This window comes from Aestuariimicrobium kwangyangense DSM 21549 (assembly GCF_000421525.1).
Classification (GTDB): Bacteria; Actinomycetota; Actinomycetes; order Propionibacteriales; family Propionibacteriaceae; genus Aestuariimicrobium; species Aestuariimicrobium kwangyangense.
This window is the reverse complement of record NZ_ATXE01000002.1, coordinates 658,953-676,085: the sequence shown is the minus strand read 5'-3', so window position 1 is coordinate 676,085 and position 17,133 is coordinate 658,953. Positions and strand designations below refer to the sequence as shown.

The window sequence follows — 17,133 nt, the reverse complement described above, 5'->3', positions numbered from 1 at the left end:
ATGGACGACATGCCCAGCTACCGTGACGAAGCCATCGTGCTGCGCACCCACAAGCTGGGTGAGGCCGATCGGATCATCACCTTGCTGACCCGCACCCACGGGAAGGTGCGAGCGGTGGCGCGCGGGGTGCGCCGTACCAGTTCGAAGTTCGGTGGCCGGCTCGAACCGTTCCGCCACGTCGACCTGCAGGTGATCGAGGGACGAAGCCTCGACATCTGCGGCCAGGTGCAGCAGTTGCACGCGTGGTCCGAGCCGATCCTGGCTGACTACGAGCGCTACACCGCCGGGCAGGTGATGCTCGAGACCGTCGACCGGCTGGTCAGCGTCGAGAACGAGCCCGCCCTGCGCCACTACCTGCTGCTGGCCGGTGCCCTCAGGGTGCTGGGGGAGGGAACCACCGACGGTCCCCGTTCGGCCGGGATGATCCTCGACTCCTACCTGCTGCGGTCCCTGTCACTCGCCGGCTACTCACCTTCCCTCGACTCGTGTGCGGCCTGTGGGCGCGTCGGACCGCATCCGTTCTTCTCACCCTCATCGGGAGGGATGGTCTGCGCCGGCTGCCGAGGCTCAGGGGCGGTACGGGTGTCGGCGGAGACGTCGGTCCTGCTCGCCGCGCTGGTGCGCGGGGACTGGCCCTCGACCCGTGCGGCCACCCCCATGGTGCAACGTCAGGTGAGCGGAATCGTCTCGGCGTTCGCGACCTGGCACCTGGAGCACGGGTTGCGTTCCTTCAGCCACGTCGAACGCAGCTTCTCAGCGGTCGTCGGTGAGCTGGACCCGGCCGCGGATCAGTCGGCGCAGTCGCTGCAGAGCCCGTAGAGCTCCAGTTCGTGGCCGGCGTCGCTGAAACCGTGTTGGCGGGCCACCCGATCAGCCCATGACTCCACCTCGCTGGCGCTGATCTCGACGGTCCTGCCGCAGGTGCGGCAGATCAGGTGGTGGTGGTGCTCCCGGGCGGCGCAGGCCCGGTAGGCGATCTCTCCCTCAGGTTGACGGACGGCGTCGAGCTCGCCGGACTCGGCCATCGACTGCAGGGCCCGGTAGACGGTGGCCAACCCCACCGACTCGCCACGCAGTCTGAGGTCGTCGTGCACCTGCTGGGCGGTCCGGAACTCGTCGGTCACGGCCACCAGTTCGCGGATGGCAGCACGCTGCTTCGTCCGGCGGACGGGAGGGGTGGTCTGCGACGTGGTCATCGCCCCAAGTGTGCCATCAGCCCAGCCTGCAGCCGCAGTCCGGCATTGACGCCGGCTGGCTGGGCTTCGCAGGGCGGCCGGGACAGGGGGGACTAAATTGGGGTCCGTGATCGTGCTCAACCGCTTCCGGGTCCCTCCCGAGCGCCGGGACCTGTTCCGCGAACAGGCCGCAGCGGCGATGGGTGTGCTCCAGGCCAGACCCGGACTCGTCTCGATCGAGCTCGTGCAGAACGTCGACGAGCCCGACCTGTGGGCGCTGGTGCACGTCTGGGACGAGGTCGGCTCCTACCGGAGGGCGCTGCAGGGGTACGAGTCGAAGATGACGGTTGTGCCCATGCTGTCGATGGCGGTGGACGAACCCAGCGCCTACCTCTCCCCGGAGCTCCTCGGCGAGAACCGACCGCGCGGCAGCTGAGGCGAACCCCGGCCCGAATGGCGTGCACCGCCGGTGTCGTGTCGGTGCTCACCGCTAGGCTCGACGCATGGCCACAGACGTTCACGCCCAGCCCTCCGCGCTGCCCACCCACCGCATCCTGCTCACCTCGGAGAAGACCGTTGTCGCGCTGAAGATCAGTCGCGGTGACCTGCCAGCCGTGCTGCACTGGGGAGACCCCCTCGGCGACCTCTCGGTCGACCAGTTCGAGGCCATGGACTCCGTGCTGGGCGGCTCCGGCATGAACAACGGCGTGCCAGCCGACTTCCACCGCACCGCACTGGTGCCCGAGACGTGGATGGGCTGGACGGGCCGTCCCGGACTGAGCGGTTCACGTTCGGGCAAGGACTGGGCCCCGAAGTTCGTGGTCAACCAGGTGCTGCTCGACGGTTCCGAGGCTGATCCCGATGCCGTCGCCACCGGTCACGTGCTGCAGGTGCGGGCGGGTTGCGCCAGCACGAGGCTCGAGCTGGCGATCGAGATCGAGATCGACGATGCCGGCCTCGTGCGGTCGCGTGCGACGGTCACCAATGGTGGCGACGACGGCTACCAGGTGGGCGAGCTCAACGTCGCCCTGCCCGTGCCGTACCGGGCCAGCGAGGTGCTCGACACTGCCGGTCGTTGGGGCAAGGAGCGCGTGCCGCAGCGCACCACCCTCGGTGTCGGGGCGCACGTGCGTGAAGGACGCCACGGACGCACCGGCGCCGACGCGGCCACCATCGTGCACCTCGGGGAGCCCGGCTTCGGGTTCGCCGAGGGTGAGGTCTGGGGGGTTCACGTGGGCTGGTCGGGCAACCACCTGCACTACGCCGAGCGCGTGCTCACGGGTGAGCAGCTGGTCGGGGGCGGTGAGATCCTGCTGCCCGGTGAGATGGTGCTCGCCAACGGACAGTCCTACGCCGGCCCGTGGGTCTACTTCAGCCACGGCCACGGGCTCGACGCCATCGCCCACCAGAACCACGCCTTCCTGCGCCGGGTGCATCCGGTCGGCACCGATCGTCCGGTGACCATCAACGTGTGGGAGGCCGTCTACTTCGACCACGACGCCGACCGCCTGATCGATCTGGCCGAACGCGCGGCCGCCGTGGGTGTCGAGCGGTACGTGCTCGACGACGGCTGGTTCGGATCCCGTCGCGACGACCACTCCGGGCTGGGCGACTGGGTCGTCTCCCAGGACGTCTGGCCGCAGGGCCTGCACCCCCTCATCGACAAGGTGCGCGAGCTGGGCATGCAGTTCGGGCTCTGGTTCGAACCCGAGATGGTCAACCCCGACTCCGACCTCGCCCGGGCCCACCCCGAGTGGGTGATGCAGGTGCCCGGACGCATGCCGTTGGAGTCACGCAACCAGTGGGTGCTCAACCTGGCCGTGCCCGAGGCCTACGCCCACGTGCGCGACCAGATGATGGCGCTGCTCGACGAGTACGAGATCGGCTACATCAAGTGGGACCACAACCGCGACCTGCTCGACGCCGGCACCGCCCCCGACGGCCGTCCCGCGGTGCACGAGCAGACCCTGGCCTTCTACCGCCTCGTCGACGAGCTCAAGGCCGCCCACCAGGGGCTCGAGATCGAGTCGTGCAGCTCGGGTGGTGCCCGCATCGACCTCGAGGTCATGCAGCACTGCGACCGCGTCTGGGTGAGTGACAACATCGACCCGACCGACCGCCAGCAGATGCTCCGCTGGACGACCCAATTGTTGCCGCCCGAGCTGATGGGTTCGCACATCGCCTCCGGGGCCTCGCACACGACGGGTCGCCACCACGACATCAACTACCGTGCCGCCACGGCAGTGTTCGGTCACCTGGGCATCGAGTGGGACCTGAAGCAGGCCACGGACGACGAGGTCGCAGCGCTGAAGGCGTGGGTGCAGTGGTACAAGGACAACCGTGCCCACCTGCTCGGCGGCACCGTGGTGCGGCTCGACACCCAGCCCGGGGTCTTCGTGCACGGTGTGGTCACAGCCGACCGCGGCATCTTCTCGATCACCCAACTCGAGATGTCGACCACTTGGACCATCGGTGCCATCCGGCTGCCGGGGCTCGACCCGGACGCCAGCTACCGGGTCAGCGAACTCGAACTGACGCAGGTGCGTGGTGCAGTCGTTTCGCCCACGGTTCTCACCGGACGACAGTTGGCCACCCACGGCGTCCTGACCGGCGTCGGGGTGCCCGAGCGAGCACGCATCGTCGTCGCGGAGCGAGTCTGACATGGGCGTGTGGATCGCCCTGCTGAGGGCGGTCAACGTCGGAGGGCGCAAGTATCCCATGGCCGAACTCCGTGCCGCCCTTGAGGCGGCGGGGTTCGCCGGGGTGCAGACCCACATCCAGACCGGCAATGTTCGTCTGGAGTCACCGCTGCGCTCGCGGGAGAAGCTGGAGGACGCCCTTGAGTCCGTCTTCCTCACCGACCGGGGGTTCGAGGTGAGCACGATCGTGCTGTCGACCGCCGAACTCGCTGGGATCGTGGCCGACGTGGACGACCTGGCCGCCACGTTCACGCCCAAGGTCGGATCGTACGTGTCGGTGATGAAGCGACAGCCCCCGGCGGCGGTGGCGCGCGAGATCGAGCAGATGTCGACACCAGGGGAGAGGCTGGTCGTCCGCGGCCGGGCCATCCACCTGCTGGTCGACGTGCCGTTCAACCAGGTGCGGACGAACTTCGCGAAGATCGAGCGGATCAGTGGACCCTCCACGAACCGCAACGACCGGGTGCTGCGGGCACTCGCCGAGAAATGGGGCTGACGAGGCGCGCGGCGTAGGATCGTCCGTCGTGACTGTCACCACCACCGAGTTCGCACCCCTGCGCCTGCACGCCCCGAGCCGGCGCGACGCCGTCGTTGCCGAGACCCCGGTGGTGCTGGCCCCCATGGCCGGCATCACGAATGCGGCCTACCGCCAGCTCTGTCTGGAACAGGGCGCGGGACTCTATGTGTGCGAGATGATCACCAGCCGGGGACTCGTGTACGGCGACCACCGCACCAAGGACATGCTGGCCTTCGCCCCCAATGAGCAGGTGCGCTCGGTGCAGTTGTACGGGGTCGACCCGGGCATGGTGGCCGAGGCCACGACGATCCTGTGCGAGCAGTACGGCGTGCACCACGTCGACCTCAACTTCGGCTGTCCCGTGCCCAAGGTCACCCGCAAGGGCGGGGGAGGGGTGCTCCCGTGGAAGCGGGACCGGCTGCGTCAGATCCTGGAGGCAACGGTCGCGGCCGCCGACCCGTTCGGCGTGCCCGTCACCATGAAGACCAGGATCGGCATCGACGACGACCACCTCACCTACCTCGATGCCGGCCGCATCGCCGAGCAGTCCGGCTGTGCCGCGATCGCGTTGCACGCGCGCACCGTTTCACAGGCCTACGCGGGGCAGGCCGACTGGCGCACCATCGGGGCGCTGGTGGAGCACGTCGAGATCCCTGTGCTGGGCAATGGCGACATCTGGGAGGCCACCGACGCCGTGCGCATGATGCGGGAGACCGGTAGCGCCGGGGTGGTGATCGGTCGGGGATGCCTGGGTCGCCCGTGGCTGTTCCGCGACCTGGCCGACGCGATGGCCGGCCGTGACACCCGGGCCCTGCCCCGTCTGGGCGAGGTCGCCGCCATCGTGCGCCGGCATGCGGAACTGCTGGCGGGGGTGATGGGTGAGAAGCATGGCCTGACCGACATGCGCAAGCACATGGCCTGGTACTTCAAGGGCTTCCCGGTGGGTGGCGAACTGCGCCATGCGCTCGCCATGATCTCGACCTTCGAGGAACTGGACAGCCTGCTCGCGCAACTCGACCACGACGCTCCCTACCCACAGGGAGAACTCGGACGACCGCGCGGCCGCCAGGGCAGCCCGCGCCACAAGGTGGTCATGCCGACCGGTTGGCTGGACGACACCTCGGGCTGCGAACTCGACCTGGCAGAAGCCGAACTGGACAGTTCCGGCGGTTAGCCGACTGCGCCGGCCACCCCGGCGAAGAAGACGACCAGGCTGACGATCGGTGCCACGATCGCGCCCACCACCGCGATCAGCCCCTTGGTCTTGGTCTGCGGGTGCCGCATGGCGCGGATGCCGAGCACCAGACCGACGATCCCGACGACGATGGGCACCAACTGCAGCAGCACCGAGCCCCCCAGTTCGAGGGCATAGCTCGACTCGGCCGCGGCGGCGTCACCCTCGGAGTTGGAGAGGGTGACGTAGTTGACCGCGGCGGCGGCGCCCCAGACGCTCAGCAGCACACTCACCACGAAGGCGGAGCCAACCAGCACCAGTGGCACGTTGCCCCGTGGCGTGGGCCCGGCGGGCTGGGCTTGGTAGGGGGTGGCACCGTAGCCGTAAGGAGCAGGCACCTGGCCGTACTGGGAGGTTTGCCCGTACTGGGGAGCCTGCCCGTACTGGGGAGCCTGCCCGTACTGGGGAGCCTGCCCGTACTGGGGAGCCTGCCCGTACTGAGGGGGCTGGCCGTACTGAGGCGATTGCCCGTACTGAGGCGATTGCCCTTACTGGTCGGGCTGGTTCGCCGAGGGCTGCCCCCAGGGTTGCTGGGGAGCCTGCTGGTCCCAGGAGGGCGTCTGGGCATTGCCCGGCGCCTGTTCCCACCGTCGCTGCTGCCCCCATGGCTGCTGCTCCGGTTGTTGAGGGTTGTTGGCCGAGGGCTGGTTGGTCATCGGGAGGCTCCTTGTCGCGTGCCATCAGTATTGCCCACCGCTCCCTCCCGCCCACGACTGGCACACTGACTGGCGTGTGTGCAGAACAACCCGATGCCGTCGTGATGCCCCGAGCACAGGCGTGGGCAGCGACCCATTCAGGCCACCCCGCTCCCAGTGGGGCCGACGTCGTCCGCGCGCACCGTGACACGGACGCTCACCTGCAGGCCCGCGACCTCACGCGTCAGGCCCGGGAGGAACGGGAGGATGCACTGCTGGCGCCCGGGGCGACGCGGGCACGTGGGGCAGGAAACCGTGCCATCGAGGAGGAACCCGACAGCGAGCGAACCTGTTTCGAACGTGACCGGGATCGCATCATCCACTCGACGGCGTTCCGGCGACTGGCGGGCAAGACGCAGGTCGTCGTCGCCCCCCGCGACCACCAGCGGACCCGACTGACACACGCACTCGAGGTGTCCCAGGTGGCCACCTCCATCGCCCGCGGGGTGGGCGCCAACGTGTCGCTGACCGAGGCGATCGCCATCGGCCATGACTGCGGCCATGGCCCCGGCGGACATGCGAGCGAGGACGCCTTCGACGCCTTCATCCCGGAGGGTTACGACCACGGACCCTGGGGGGCCGATGTCGTCCTCAGCGGGCTCAACCTGTGTGCCGAGACCCTGGACGGCATCCGCAACCATTCCTGGTCGAGACCCGCTCCCATGACCGTGGAGGGCGAGATCGTCAGCTGGGCCGACCGCATCGCCTACTGCGCCCACGACCTCGAGGACGCCGTGCACGCCGGCATCGTGCACCTCGATGACCTGCCCGGGCTGGTCGCCGAACGGGTCGGACGAACCCGTGGCCAGCAGTTGGGGCGGTTCATCCGTGCTGTCATCGCCACCACCCAGCAGACCGGGCAGGTGGGGATGGATGCCGACACTGCTGGCGCGCTGGCGGCGCTGCGGGCCTTCAACTATGAGCGCATCTACACCCGACCCGAGTCGTTGGCGCAGTCCCACGTCGTGGTCGAGGTGCTGCACGGACTCGTGGGGGCCTACCTGGCTCGTCCCGAACTGATGCCGGCGGAGTACCGCTCCGAGCAGGACCCGGTCCGTGGCGCGGTCACCTACGTGGGCGGCATGACCGACCGGTTCGCCTTCGACCAGGCCGAGTTGGTACTGGGATGGGGTCCGGACCGCCTGCCCGAAGGCATCGGGCGAGGCCTCGGCTGACCGTCACGGACGCAACGAGGCGACCAGGTCGACGGGAAGCAGCTTGGCCGCCCGGATGAGTCGGTGTGAGACGGTGACGGTCACGAACTGACCGGCGAGGATTCCCACCAGGACGAGCACCTGGGCGGCGCCCGCCTGCACAGGACTGCCACCACCGAGCATGACCCCGATGAAGGCGCCAGGCAGGGTGACCAGACCAGTGGTGCGGGTGGAGTCGAGACTGGGCACCAACGACTCGGTGGCGTGCCGATGGGTGACCTCGTCGATCGCCTCGGATCGGGTCAGTCCCACCGACAGCCCCGCCTCGTACTCCCGGTGCTCGTCCCGCAGCGCAGCGAACAGGCGTCGTCCATTGAGGGTGTGCACGCTCATCATGTTGCCCACCATGATCCCGGCGATCGGGATGATGCTGATGCCGGTGAAGGGTGCCACCTGCAATCCGAAGATGACCAGCAGCACCGGTAGGGCACCGGAGGCCATCGCCAAGGCCACCCAGGGCCAACGCCGCCGGGTGCCCGTGCGCGTCGCCGTGGTGTGCACGCCGATCGCGAACATCAGCAGCACGAAGCCGATGGCCGCGACTGTGTTCTGGATGGCACCGACGATGATGGCCGACACGGCCGCCAACTGCAGGGCCGCCCTCACCGAGGCCACCAGCAGGGACCGCCGTAGGGGCAACCGCCCCCAGGTCGCCGCGACCGTCCCGACCACCACCAGGACCACCAGGGCAACGGCGAGTTGCCAGGAGGGTTCGACGGTCACACCCGTGAACCTACGCCACGCGGGCGCGGCTAACATGTGCGCCATGGCCGGCCGCATCAACGACGAAGACATCGCTCTCGTCCGCGAACGCGCCCGAATCGACGACGTGGTCGGTTCGTACGTGTCCCTGCGCAAGGCCGGTGGCGGTTCGCTGAAAGGCCTGTGCCCCTTCCACGACGAACGCACACCGAGCTTCCACGTCACCCCGAGCCGTGGCTTCTACCACTGCTTCGGCTGCGGTGAGGGCGGCGACGTCATCAGTTTCGTGCAGAAGATCAGCAACCTGTCGTTCGCCGAGGCCGTGCAGCAGCTTGCCGACCGAGTGGGGGTGCAGTTGCGCATCGAGGAGGACGGACGCGGCGGTGGTGCGCGCACCCAACCCGGCACCCGGGTGAGGATCCTCGAGGCCAACGCGGCCGCTGCGGAGTTCTACGCCAAGCAACTGCTCACCACCGATGCGTTGGCCGCTCGCCAGTTCATCGACCAGCGCGGCTTCGCGCGCACCGACGCCGAGCGTTTCGGCGTCGGGTACGCCCCTCGGGGTGGCCGTGACCTGCGCCACCACCTGAACCGGGCGGGATTCGCCGACGACGTCCTGGTGGCGGCCGGACTGGTGCGCGAGGCGGGGTACGACTTCTTCCAGGGGCGGGTGCTGTGGCCGATCCGGGACTCGGGATCGTCCACGCTGGGTTTCGGGGCGCGCCGCATCTTCGACGACGACCGCATGCCGGCGAAGTACCTCAACACCCCCGAAACCCCGGTGTACAAGAAGTCGCAGGTGCTCTACGGGCTCGACCTGGCCCGACAGCAGATCGGGAAGAAGTCCCAGGCGGTGGTCGTCGAGGGCTACACCGACGTGATGGCCGCCCACCTGTCGGGGGTCGACACGGCGGTCGCCTCGTGTGGTACCGCCTTCGGTGACGACCATGCCCGCCTGCTGACCCGGCTGATGGGCAACCACGACGCGTTCAACGGCGAGGTGGTCTTCACCTTCGACGGGGACGAGGCCGGTCAGCGGGCCGCGCTCAAGGTGTTCAGTGGTGACCAGAACTTCATCACCCAGACCTACGTGGCAGTCGAGCCCAACGGTCTCGACCCCTGTGACCTGCGTCTGCAGCACGGTGAGGCGGCCGTGCGTGAACTGGTGGCCAGGCGAGTGCCGCTGTACACGTTCGTGATGCGCAATGCCTTGTCGGGACATGACCTCGACCGGGCCGACGGACGCCTGGCCGCCCTGCGTCAGGCCGCGCCCCTGGTGTCGTCCATCCGCGACTCGAGTCTGGTCTCCGGCTATGTGCGCGAGTTGGCGAGCATGCTCGGCATGGACGTGGACGAGGTGCGTGCCGAGGTCCAGCGGGTCGGCAAGCGAGGCCTTCCCCCCGATCGGGTGCTTCGTCCGAGTGCTCCGAGCCCGACGACGGACGAGCCGGCGCTGCTGTCATCTGTTCCCCTGCCCGACCCACGTGACCGGGCGACGGCCGTGGAACGGGGCACCTGCAAGCTGATGCTGCAGTACCCCCTGCTGTTCGATGCGGAATGGAACGGGGTCAGCAGCGACGACTTCTCCCACCCCGCCTACCGGGCAGTCTTCGAGGCGCTGGCAGCGGTCGTCTACACCGGTCCCGAGTGGTCGGAGCGAGTGCTCGAGTCCATCCAGGACGAGGTGGTGCGCCAACTGTTCACGGGACTGATGGTGGAGCCGCTGCTGCGGGAGCCCGACGAGGCCTACGCCACGGCATATGCCGACCGGTTGAAGTTGCTGCGGGTGACCCATGACCTGCGCAACCTCAAGTCGAAGTTGCAGCGCACCAACCCGGTCGAGAACACCTCGGCCTACAACCAGATGTTCTCGCGGTTGCTCGAACTGGAGGCCACCCGCAAGCAGTTGCAGCAGTCGGGGATGGGCGCGCTCGACTGAGCCCGCCTCCTGCCCTCGGAGTTCGTCGGTGCGCTCGTCTGTGGCGGGCACCATGTCAAGGGCTGTGGACAAGGTGGTGTTGTCCGGATGCGGACTCCACAGCTGTCGTGGCTCCCCGCCGCCACGGGCCCCGCGAGAGTGGGGTGGGACCCATGACGAACACACGCCCCACCCGGTCCGCCCTGCTGAGCGCGGACGAGGAGATCGACCTGGCCCGCACCATCGAGGCCGGTGTCCTGGCCCGCGCCGCCCTCGACGGCGACTTCGACACCGACGCCCCCCTCGACGACCTGCGGGCGTTGACGGTGGCCGGCGACGAGGCCTGGCAACGCATGTGGCAGGCCAATGTCGGGCTGGCCGGGATGCTGGCAGGGCGGGTGTCCCGACGTCACGGGCTTCCCGAGGACGACCTGGTCAGCGAGGCACAACTGGGCCTCGCCGAGGCGATCATGCGGTGGGACCACCGGCGTGGAACCCGGTTCTCGACCACCGCGTGGATCTGGATCACCAGTCGACTCCAGCGCGCCCAGCGCGACCTGTTCACCCAGCGCGACGAGTTGCGCAACGCCATCGACCTGCCCGAACTGGTCTCCGACGAGACCGTGGACGAACAGATCCTGGACGAGCAGCCCCCGGCGTGGCTCGATGACCTGCCCGTGCGGGAACGGACCCTGCTGCAGCTGCTGGCCCGCCCCGATGCCACCCCTGCCCGGGTGCGAGCGCAGCTGGGGCTCAGCCGCAGCGCCTATCACCGACTGGTGCAGCGGGCCCGCGAGCTGGCTGCGGTGGCGTGGAAGTCTGCCGCCTGAGGCAGACTGGGATGGTGTTCGGACGAAAGACGTTGCCCCCCGCGGTGAGCCGCGACCTCGAGTCCCGGGTCCCGGGCGCACGGGTGCTGGCCTGGGCCGCCGGCCCGGACGACTCGTGGGCGGTCGCCCTCGACAGCGCACTGGCCATCGGCCGCCAGGGTCAGTGGGAGGTGCACGGCTGGCACCTGCTGCAGGCCGGCGGATGGAACCGTGACTCGTCCTCGCTGCGCTGGACCACCAACACCGACGAGCGCGGCAGCATCGTGCTGGACGACCCCGGTCGCGTGCCCGAGGTCTTCAACGAGCGGGTGATGGCCTCGATCGTGGTGCAGCAGAACTTCGACGCACCGGGCGGAGGCCGGGTGATGGTCGCAGGCAGGCGAGCGCTGGGAGCCGCTGGTGGCGCAACCGTGTGGCAGGCGGTCAGCCAAGGACGAGCCGACCTCGACGACCCCCAGGTGCGGGCTTTCGTGCTGGCCCGCACCACCGACCTCCAGGAGCAGTACGACCTGTGATCCGGGCCTTGAGGATTTTTGTTCTCCGGTGCTGCTCTGCTAGCGTTTCCAAGCGTGCTCGAGAGAGCCGCACAGCGGCAACGCTGATCCCCTGTAGCTCAATTGGCAGAGCATTCGACTGTTAATCGAAGGGTTGGAGGTTCGAGTCCTCCCGGGGGAGCAAGACTTCGCCAAGCCCGTCCCACCAGCGCATGTGCGCTGGTCAGGACGGGCTTTTGTCGTTCAGTCGGGAGCGGGCGCCCACGGTCCCAGCCGTGGGCGCCCAAGGCTCACCCGTGGGCTCGGGCCACCTCGTCCAAAGTGTCGAGGAAGTTCTGCGCCCACCGATCGATCGTGTGCTCGCTCACCTGCCTGCGCAACGCCGACATCCGGCGACGGCGCACTCGCGGCCCGTCGGTGGCCGCCTGCATGAGCGTCTCCTTCATGCCGTTCAGGTCGTACGGGTTGACCAGGTATGCCTGCTTGAGTTCCAGCGCGGCCCCCGCGAACTCGCTCAGCACCAGGGCGCCGTCGTCGCTGCCGTGGCAGGCGATGTACTCCTTGGCGACCAGGTTCATGCCGTCGCGCAGGGGAGTGACCACCATCACGTCGGCGATCGAGTACATGGCAGCCATCGTGTGACGGGGGAAGGAGGCGTGACGGTAGACGATGGCCGATCGTCCAACCCCTCCCACCTCGGAGTTGATGCGACCCACCAGCAGGTCGATGTCGTCACGCAGCCGCTTGTACTCCTCAACCCGCTCCCGGCTGGGGGTGGCCACCTGCAGCAGCACGGCCTCCGAGGGGTCGAGCTTGCCCTCGGCGAAGAGTTCCCCCATGGCCCTGATGCGCTGGCGCAGACCCTTGGTGTAGTCCAGCCGGTCGACGCCCAGGAAGATCACCTTCGGGTTCCCGAGGTCTTCGCGCAGTTGTCTGGCCTCAGCCTTGACCTCGTCTGACTCGGCCAGTTCGCGGAAGCCGTCCGTGTCGATCGAGATGGGGAAGGCCTTCGCGACCGCCACCCGACCGTCGCCCAAGGTGATCTCGCTGCCCTTCACGGTCACCTTCTCGGGGGCGTGGCGACGGGCGAGCCGCAGGAAGTTCTGCGCACCGCCGGGAACCTGGAACCCGACCAGGTCGGCTCCCATCAGGCCGCCGAGCAACTGTCGACGCCACGGGATCTGGTGGAACAGCTCCACAGGTGGGAACGGGATGTGCAGGAAGAAGCCGATCTTGAGGTCGGGTCGCAGTTCCCGCAGCATCGTCGGCACCAGGTGCAGTTGGTAGTCCTGCACCCACACGGTCGCGCCGGGGCCGGCCACTTCGGCCGCCCGCTCGGCGAACCGCTGGTTGACCAACTGGTAGGAGTCCCACCACTCACGGTGGAACTCGGGGAAGGCCACGGAGTCGTGGTAGAGCGGCCACAGGGTGGCGTTGGAGAATCCCTCGTAGTACTCGTTGACCTCCTGGGCCGACAGTGGCACGGGCACCACCGTGAAACCGTCGTGCTCGAACTCGTCGACGGTCTCGTCGGGCGCGCCGTGCCACCCGACCCAGGCACCGCCCTTGGCTCGCATGACGGGTTCGAGGGCCGTCACCAAGCCACCGGGCGAGGTGCGCCAGTCAATGGTTCCGTCGGGCGAGACGGTGCGGTCGACGGGAAGTCTGTTGGCGACGACGACGAACGGGGCGCCGTCGGTGGGGGCAGCGGTCAAGGCTCACTCCTTCAGTCATTCCCACCCTAGCGGTGCCTCGCGGAACGTTGTTCCTTGTCAGCTTCGCGAGGCGCCGCCACCACCCAGCTGACTAGGGTGAGGGCATGAGCTCATGGCAGGTGACCACCGACCGAGGGCGGGCCTTCGTCCAGGCGATCGTGGACGACCCGGGGCACGCCCTGCTTGCCTTCGACTTCGACGGCACGTTGTCGCCGATGGTCGAGGATCCCGCGGTCGCCTTCATCTCCGACGATGCCCGCGCCGCTCTGCTCGCGCTCGGCTCGAGGGTCGGGCAACTGGCCATCGTGACCGGACGACCGGTCGATGCGGTGCGGCGGCTGGCCAGGCTGGACGATGACGACTTCGGCCACCTGGTGGTGCTGGGCCAGTACGGGGTGGAGCGCTTCGACTGTGCCACCGGGGTGGCCCGGGTGCCCGAGGTCTCGGCGGGATTCCGCGAAGCGGTGGCTGAGATCTCGTCGCTGGTGGAGGGGCGAGCCGCCAGCGATCCAGCGCTGGTTGGCGTCCACCTCGAGGACAAGGGTCGGGCGCTGGGCGTGCACACCCGCAGGGCGGCCGATCCCCGGCGGGCGCTGGAGACCCTCACCGGTCCCGTCGCGGAGGTTGCGGGCGCCCACGGGCTCCACCTCGAGCCCGGCAAGCTGGTGCTCGAAGTCAGGGAGCAGTCGACCTCGAAGGCCGAGGCCCTGCGCGAGCTGATCGAGCACGGCTCACCGAGGACGGTGCTGATGGCGGGGGACGACCTGGGTGACCTCCCCGCGTTCGAGGAACTTCACCGGTGGGCCGACCGGGGGGTGGTGACGGCTGCCCTGGTCTCGGGGTCGACCGAGAGGCCCGAGTTGGCCGCCCACGCTGACCTCCAGGCGGACGGTGTGGAGGGAGTTGGAGCCTTTCTTGCCTGGCTGGCCGCCGAACTCACCACCAGGGCTGATCGGGGAGTGTGACCGGGGCGCCCCGGCGCACCGATTCCTCGATGGCGAACCCGATGGCCGCGTCCTGGCAGGCCTCCGCCAGCGGGTAGGGCCCGGGCGTCGACGATCCTGCCTCCGAGTCGGACACCCAGGTTGCCATCTGCGCCAGCACCGCCGCGGTGGCGTGCTCGTCGTCCGACCAGCGTCGACCCGGCCAAGGGTTGCGCCACAGCACGTGGTCGCCGTGGCTCAGGGCCTCGGAGTCATAGCCCGACATGTCGAGGTCGTGCCCCGACTGACGGCGTTCGATGCGCGAGCTGAGCACCGTCTCTGGTCCTCCCCAGCGCAGTACCTGCTCGCCGTCGAGTTCTCCGTGGGTGCCGCGCACCACCAGTCGGCGCACCCGCAGCAGGTTGCGGGTCTGCAGGTCGGTGAAGTCGTAGACGCCACTGCGACCCTCACCCGGGGCGCCGAACTGGATTACCGCGTGGGTGGTGGTGGCACTCGTCGGCGAGGGGTCGGGAGTCCACCCGGCGCGTGACAAGGGCTGGAGCAGAGGTGCGGAAGTGGTCGTCGCGGTCACGGTGGCAGTGCCGGGGCGGGCGTCGAGGTGGGCCCGCATCAGCGCCACGGCGTGGTAGAGCTGGGTCGAACTGACCTGCACCTGGGTGGGAGTGCCGAGGGCCCCCGAGCGCACCAGCGCCAGCCGGGCCGCGTGGGAGGGGTACTGCGGGTACTGCTCCGCCACCTGCACCAGGCCGGAGTCACCCACCTGCGACCACAGGGTGGCCAACCCCTCGAGGTCCGCTGCGGGTGGGGTCTCGCTCAGGATGGGGAGCCCCAGGTGCACGGATTCGGCGATCACCGCGGCAGCGCTCGTCCACCCCACGGACGAGACGACGAACCGTGCGCCGGTGGTGGCCACGGCCTCGGCGATCGACCCGAACGATGGAACCGGGGTCTCGCGCGGGCTGCGCACCACGATGCCGGCGCAGGTGGCGCCGATCCCTCGCGCGGCCTCCCACCAGGCGCGGGAGCGGTAGCCCCAACCGACCAGGACGAAGGAGGGTGCAGGCTCAGGCATGGTCATGCCCGGAGGTTAGCGGAGAGCGCTCTCCGAGCGGGAGCGTTGAGTTGACGCCGAGGGCTGCGACAAAGGGTGTCAGGCGCAGTCGACGCACAGATCGGGATTGACCACGCCGAATCGGGCGAGCAGCCCGAAGAGCTTGCAGCCGACGCACAGGCCGAGCACTGCCTCGAGTGCGGGGAAGAGCACCATGATGGCGCCGACGGCCCAGACCACCGTGATGGGCCACGAGGCGGGGGTGACCAGCGATCCGACCCAGGCGACGCTGGCCAGACCGGTCATGGCCGCTCCGATACCTGCTGCGAACTGCTTCGGTGCCGAAGCGGTGGGGCGACGGCCGACCGAGACGCGCGGACGCACGAACCGTTGGATCACACGCGAGGTGACGCCCCAGCGCGGGCCGAAGATCGTTCGGCTGAGGAAGTCCGCGAACAGCAGGGCGAAGAGCCACCATTGCTGGGTCAGCAGGGTGACCAGCACGACGGCCAGCACGAGACCGGCGACGAGACGGACGGTCACATCGTCCACGGATTCGGGCCAGCGGCGGCGCGCGCCGATGGCGCCTATCGGGAGGGTGGTCGTCATGACTCCTGCTTTCTCAGTCGATAAGCAAAGGTTATGTGAGGTGATGGCGGCGGGCAACTCGGAGCGCGTCGGGCAGCCGAAGGTGGGCAGGACGGGTGAACCGATAGAGTCTGCGGGTCGCAGTCTCGGCGCACGGGGGCGTTAGCTCAGCCGGTCAGAGCAGGGGACTCATAATCCCTGGGTCGCGGGTTCGAGCCCCGCACGCCCCACCCCACACCTGATGGCCCGGCTGTGAGCTTGCCGAATCAGAGTCCACGCCTCCCACGATCGGCGCATCCGTCCGGTAGAACAGCAGGTGTCGTGGGCTGCGACAGCGGCCATCACCGAGGGAGACACACATGCGCATCATTGTGATCGGCGGGAGTGGCCACATCGGGTCGTTCCTGATTCCCCGACTCGTCCGGGGCGGCCACCAGGTCGTGAACATCAGCCGTGGGACGTCGAACCCGTACGTCGATGCCCCGGAGTGGCAACAGGTTGAGCAGGTGGTGGCTGACCGCCAGCGGGAGGACGCCGAGGGCAGCTTCCCCGATCGATTGCTCGGGCTCGGTGGCGAGGTCGTGATCGATCTGGTCTGCTTCACCCTCGATTCGGCCGCCGCCCTCGTGGAGCGGTTGCGGGGCCAGACCGGGCACTACCTCTTCTGTGGCTCGATCTGGAGCGCGGGAGCCAGCCAGGTCATCCCGATGTCGGAGGAGAACACGACCGAACCCTTCGGCGAGTACGGCATCGGCAAGTACGAGATCGCGCGGATGTTGAAGCAGGAGACGGCCAGCGGGGGACTGGTGACCACGAGCCTCCACCCCGGCCACATCAGTGGCCCGGGCTGGGCGCCCATCGGTCCCACGGGCAACCTGGACCCCACCGTCTGGACGAGGCTCTCGTCCGGCGAACCCATCAGGATTCCCGGCCTCGGTGCGGAGACCATGGCGCACGTGCACGCCGACGATGTCGCCCAGTCGTTCGAGTGTGCGGTTGAGCACCGGGACGAGGCGTCAGGTGAGGAGTTCTACATCACCGCCGCCGACGCGCTCAACGTGCGCGGCTACGCCACCCTTGCTGCCTCCTGGTTCGGCAGGACGCCCGTACTCGAGTCCGTCTCGTGGGCGGCCTTCAGGGAGGGCTTGACCCCCGAGCACGCCGATGCGAGCTGGCAGCACTTGGTGCGAAGTCAGAGTTTCACGATGCAGAAGGCGCAGCGGTTGCTCGGCTATGCCCCGAAGTACAGCGCGGGCGGGACCGTCCAGGAGGCGGTGCGGTGGTTGGTCGACCATGGCCAGCTCGAGGTGGCGTCGCCCCTCGTGGGCTGACCCGGCCCGAAGATCGCTCGGTGGCG

The 17,133-nt window shown here is 68.9% G+C and carries 18 protein-coding genes and 2 tRNA genes; 13 read left to right on the top strand and 7 right to left on the bottom strand.

From position 1 onward, the window contains the following. Positions 1–9 precede the first annotated feature (9 nt). Entirely contained in the window at positions 10–819 is an 810-nt protein-coding gene (gene recO, locus H507_RS15980) for a DNA repair protein RecO (RefSeq protein ID WP_084707737.1), read from the top strand. On the opposite strand, the gene H507_RS0109755 is transcribed toward recO, so the two are convergent. Further along, positions 789–1,196 carry a Fur family transcriptional regulator gene (locus H507_RS0109755; RefSeq protein WP_022910532.1) on the bottom strand — a complete coding sequence of 136 codons (408 nt, stop codon included), beginning with the start codon at positions 1,194–1,196 and terminating at the stop codon, positions 789–791. The genes recO and H507_RS0109755 overlap by 31 nt on opposite strands. Positions 1,197–1,302: 106 nt before the next feature. On the opposite strand from H507_RS0109755, the gene H507_RS0109750 reads away from it, so the two are divergent. From H507_RS0109750 to dusB, 4 genes are all read left to right on the top strand, one after another. Further along, the gene (locus H507_RS0109750; protein ID WP_022910531.1) at positions 1,303–1,611 is read left to right on the top strand and encodes an antibiotic biosynthesis monooxygenase family protein; all 309 of its coding nucleotides are present in this window, start codon (positions 1,303–1,305) and stop codon (positions 1,609–1,611) included. Between the two features lie 67 nt (positions 1,612–1,678). Beyond that, complete coding sequence (locus H507_RS15975) at positions 1,679–3,835, top strand: alpha-galactosidase (protein WP_022910530.1); 2,157 nt, start codon at positions 1,679–1,681, stop codon at positions 3,833–3,835. Between the two features lies 1 nt (position 3,836). Then, entirely contained in the window at positions 3,837–4,370 is a 534-nt protein-coding gene (locus H507_RS0109740) for a DUF1697 domain-containing protein (RefSeq protein ID WP_022910529.1), read from the top strand. A gap of 112 nt (positions 4,371–4,482) precedes the next feature. Then, positions 4,483–5,565 carry a tRNA dihydrouridine synthase DusB gene (gene dusB, locus H507_RS0109735; RefSeq protein ID WP_281166936.1) on the top strand — a complete coding sequence of 361 codons (1,083 nt, stop codon included), beginning with the start codon at positions 4,483–4,485 and terminating at the stop codon, positions 5,563–5,565. Here the strand turns inward: dusB and H507_RS17355 are convergent. Both H507_RS17355 and H507_RS17870 read right to left on the bottom strand, forming a co-directional pair. Then, complete coding sequence (locus tag H507_RS17355; protein WP_026378057.1) at positions 5,562–5,963, bottom strand: hypothetical protein; 402 nt, start codon at positions 5,961–5,963, stop codon at positions 5,562–5,564. The genes dusB and H507_RS17355 overlap by 4 nt on opposite strands. 150 nt (positions 5,964–6,113) lie before the next feature. Further along, positions 6,114–6,281: a hypothetical protein gene (locus H507_RS17870; protein ID WP_022910526.1), complete on the bottom strand. Its 168-nt coding sequence runs from the start codon at positions 6,279–6,281 to the stop codon at positions 6,114–6,116. A gap of 104 nt (positions 6,282–6,385) precedes the next feature. Here H507_RS17870 and H507_RS0109720 point away from each other — a divergent pair, with 104 nt between their 5' ends. Beyond that, the gene (locus tag H507_RS0109720) at positions 6,386–7,495 is read left to right on the top strand and encodes an HD domain-containing protein (RefSeq protein ID WP_040438286.1); all 1,110 of its coding nucleotides are present in this window, start codon (positions 6,386–6,388) and stop codon (positions 7,493–7,495) included. Positions 7,496–7,498: 3 nt separating this feature from the next. Here H507_RS0109720 and H507_RS0109715 read toward each other — a convergent pair whose 3' ends face one another. Next, on the bottom strand, positions 7,499–8,257 hold the full coding sequence (locus H507_RS0109715; protein ID WP_022910524.1) for an ABC transporter permease: 759 nt from the start codon (positions 8,255–8,257) through the stop codon (positions 7,499–7,501). Positions 8,258–8,300: 43 nt separating this feature from the next. Here H507_RS0109715 and dnaG point away from each other — a divergent pair, with 43 nt between their 5' ends. The 4 genes from dnaG to H507_RS0109695 all read left to right on the top strand — a co-directional run bounded on the left by dnaG (position 8,301) and on the right by H507_RS0109695 (position 11,659). Beyond that, positions 8,301–10,175, top strand: coding sequence for a DNA primase (gene dnaG / locus H507_RS0109710; RefSeq protein WP_022910523.1), 1,875 nt, complete (start codon positions 8,301–8,303; stop codon positions 10,173–10,175). Positions 10,176–10,327: 152 nt separating this feature from the next. After that, positions 10,328–10,984: a sigma-70 family RNA polymerase sigma factor gene (locus H507_RS17350; protein ID WP_022910522.1), complete on the top strand. Its 657-nt coding sequence runs from the start codon at positions 10,328–10,330 to the stop codon at positions 10,982–10,984. Positions 10,985–10,995: 11 nt separating this feature from the next. Next, positions 10,996–11,499, top strand: coding sequence for a hypothetical protein (locus tag H507_RS17345; protein ID WP_022910521.1), 504 nt, complete (start codon positions 10,996–10,998; stop codon positions 11,497–11,499). An 87-nt stretch (positions 11,500–11,586) separates the two neighbouring features. Next, positions 11,587–11,659 (top strand) — tRNA-Asn (locus tag H507_RS0109695). A gap of 109 nt (positions 11,660–11,768) precedes the next feature. Here the strand turns inward: H507_RS0109695 and H507_RS0109690 are convergent. Continuing rightward, positions 11,769–13,193 (bottom strand): alpha,alpha-trehalose-phosphate synthase (UDP-forming), encoded by a 1,425-nt coding sequence (locus tag H507_RS0109690; RefSeq protein WP_022910520.1) that lies wholly within the window; start codon positions 13,191–13,193, stop codon positions 11,769–11,771. Positions 13,194–13,297: 104 nt separating this feature from the next. Between H507_RS0109690 and otsB the strand changes: the two genes are divergently transcribed. Further along, entirely contained in the window at positions 13,298–14,158 is an 861-nt protein-coding gene (gene otsB / locus H507_RS0109685) for a trehalose-phosphatase (protein ID WP_022910519.1), read from the top strand. Here otsB and H507_RS0109680 read toward each other — a convergent pair. After that, the gene (locus H507_RS0109680; protein WP_022910518.1) at positions 14,130–15,215 is read right to left on the bottom strand and encodes a Gfo/Idh/MocA family oxidoreductase; all 1,086 of its coding nucleotides are present in this window, start codon (positions 15,213–15,215) and stop codon (positions 14,130–14,132) included. The genes otsB and H507_RS0109680 overlap by 29 nt on opposite strands. A 72-nt stretch (positions 15,216–15,287) precedes the next feature. Next, the gene (locus H507_RS15955; protein WP_022910517.1) at positions 15,288–15,797 is read right to left on the bottom strand and encodes a DUF4395 domain-containing protein; all 510 of its coding nucleotides are present in this window, start codon (positions 15,795–15,797) and stop codon (positions 15,288–15,290) included. A gap of 135 nt (positions 15,798–15,932) precedes the next feature. On the opposite strand from H507_RS15955, the gene H507_RS0109670 reads away from it, so the two are divergent. After that, positions 15,933–16,006: transfer RNA gene (locus H507_RS0109670), tRNA-Ile, on the top strand. Positions 16,007–16,135: 129 nt separating this feature from the next. Next, positions 16,136–17,107 carry an NAD-dependent epimerase/dehydratase family protein gene (locus tag H507_RS0109665; RefSeq protein ID WP_022910516.1) on the top strand — a complete coding sequence of 324 codons (972 nt, stop codon included), beginning with the start codon at positions 16,136–16,138 and terminating at the stop codon, positions 17,105–17,107. Positions 17,108–17,133 lie beyond the last annotated feature (26 nt).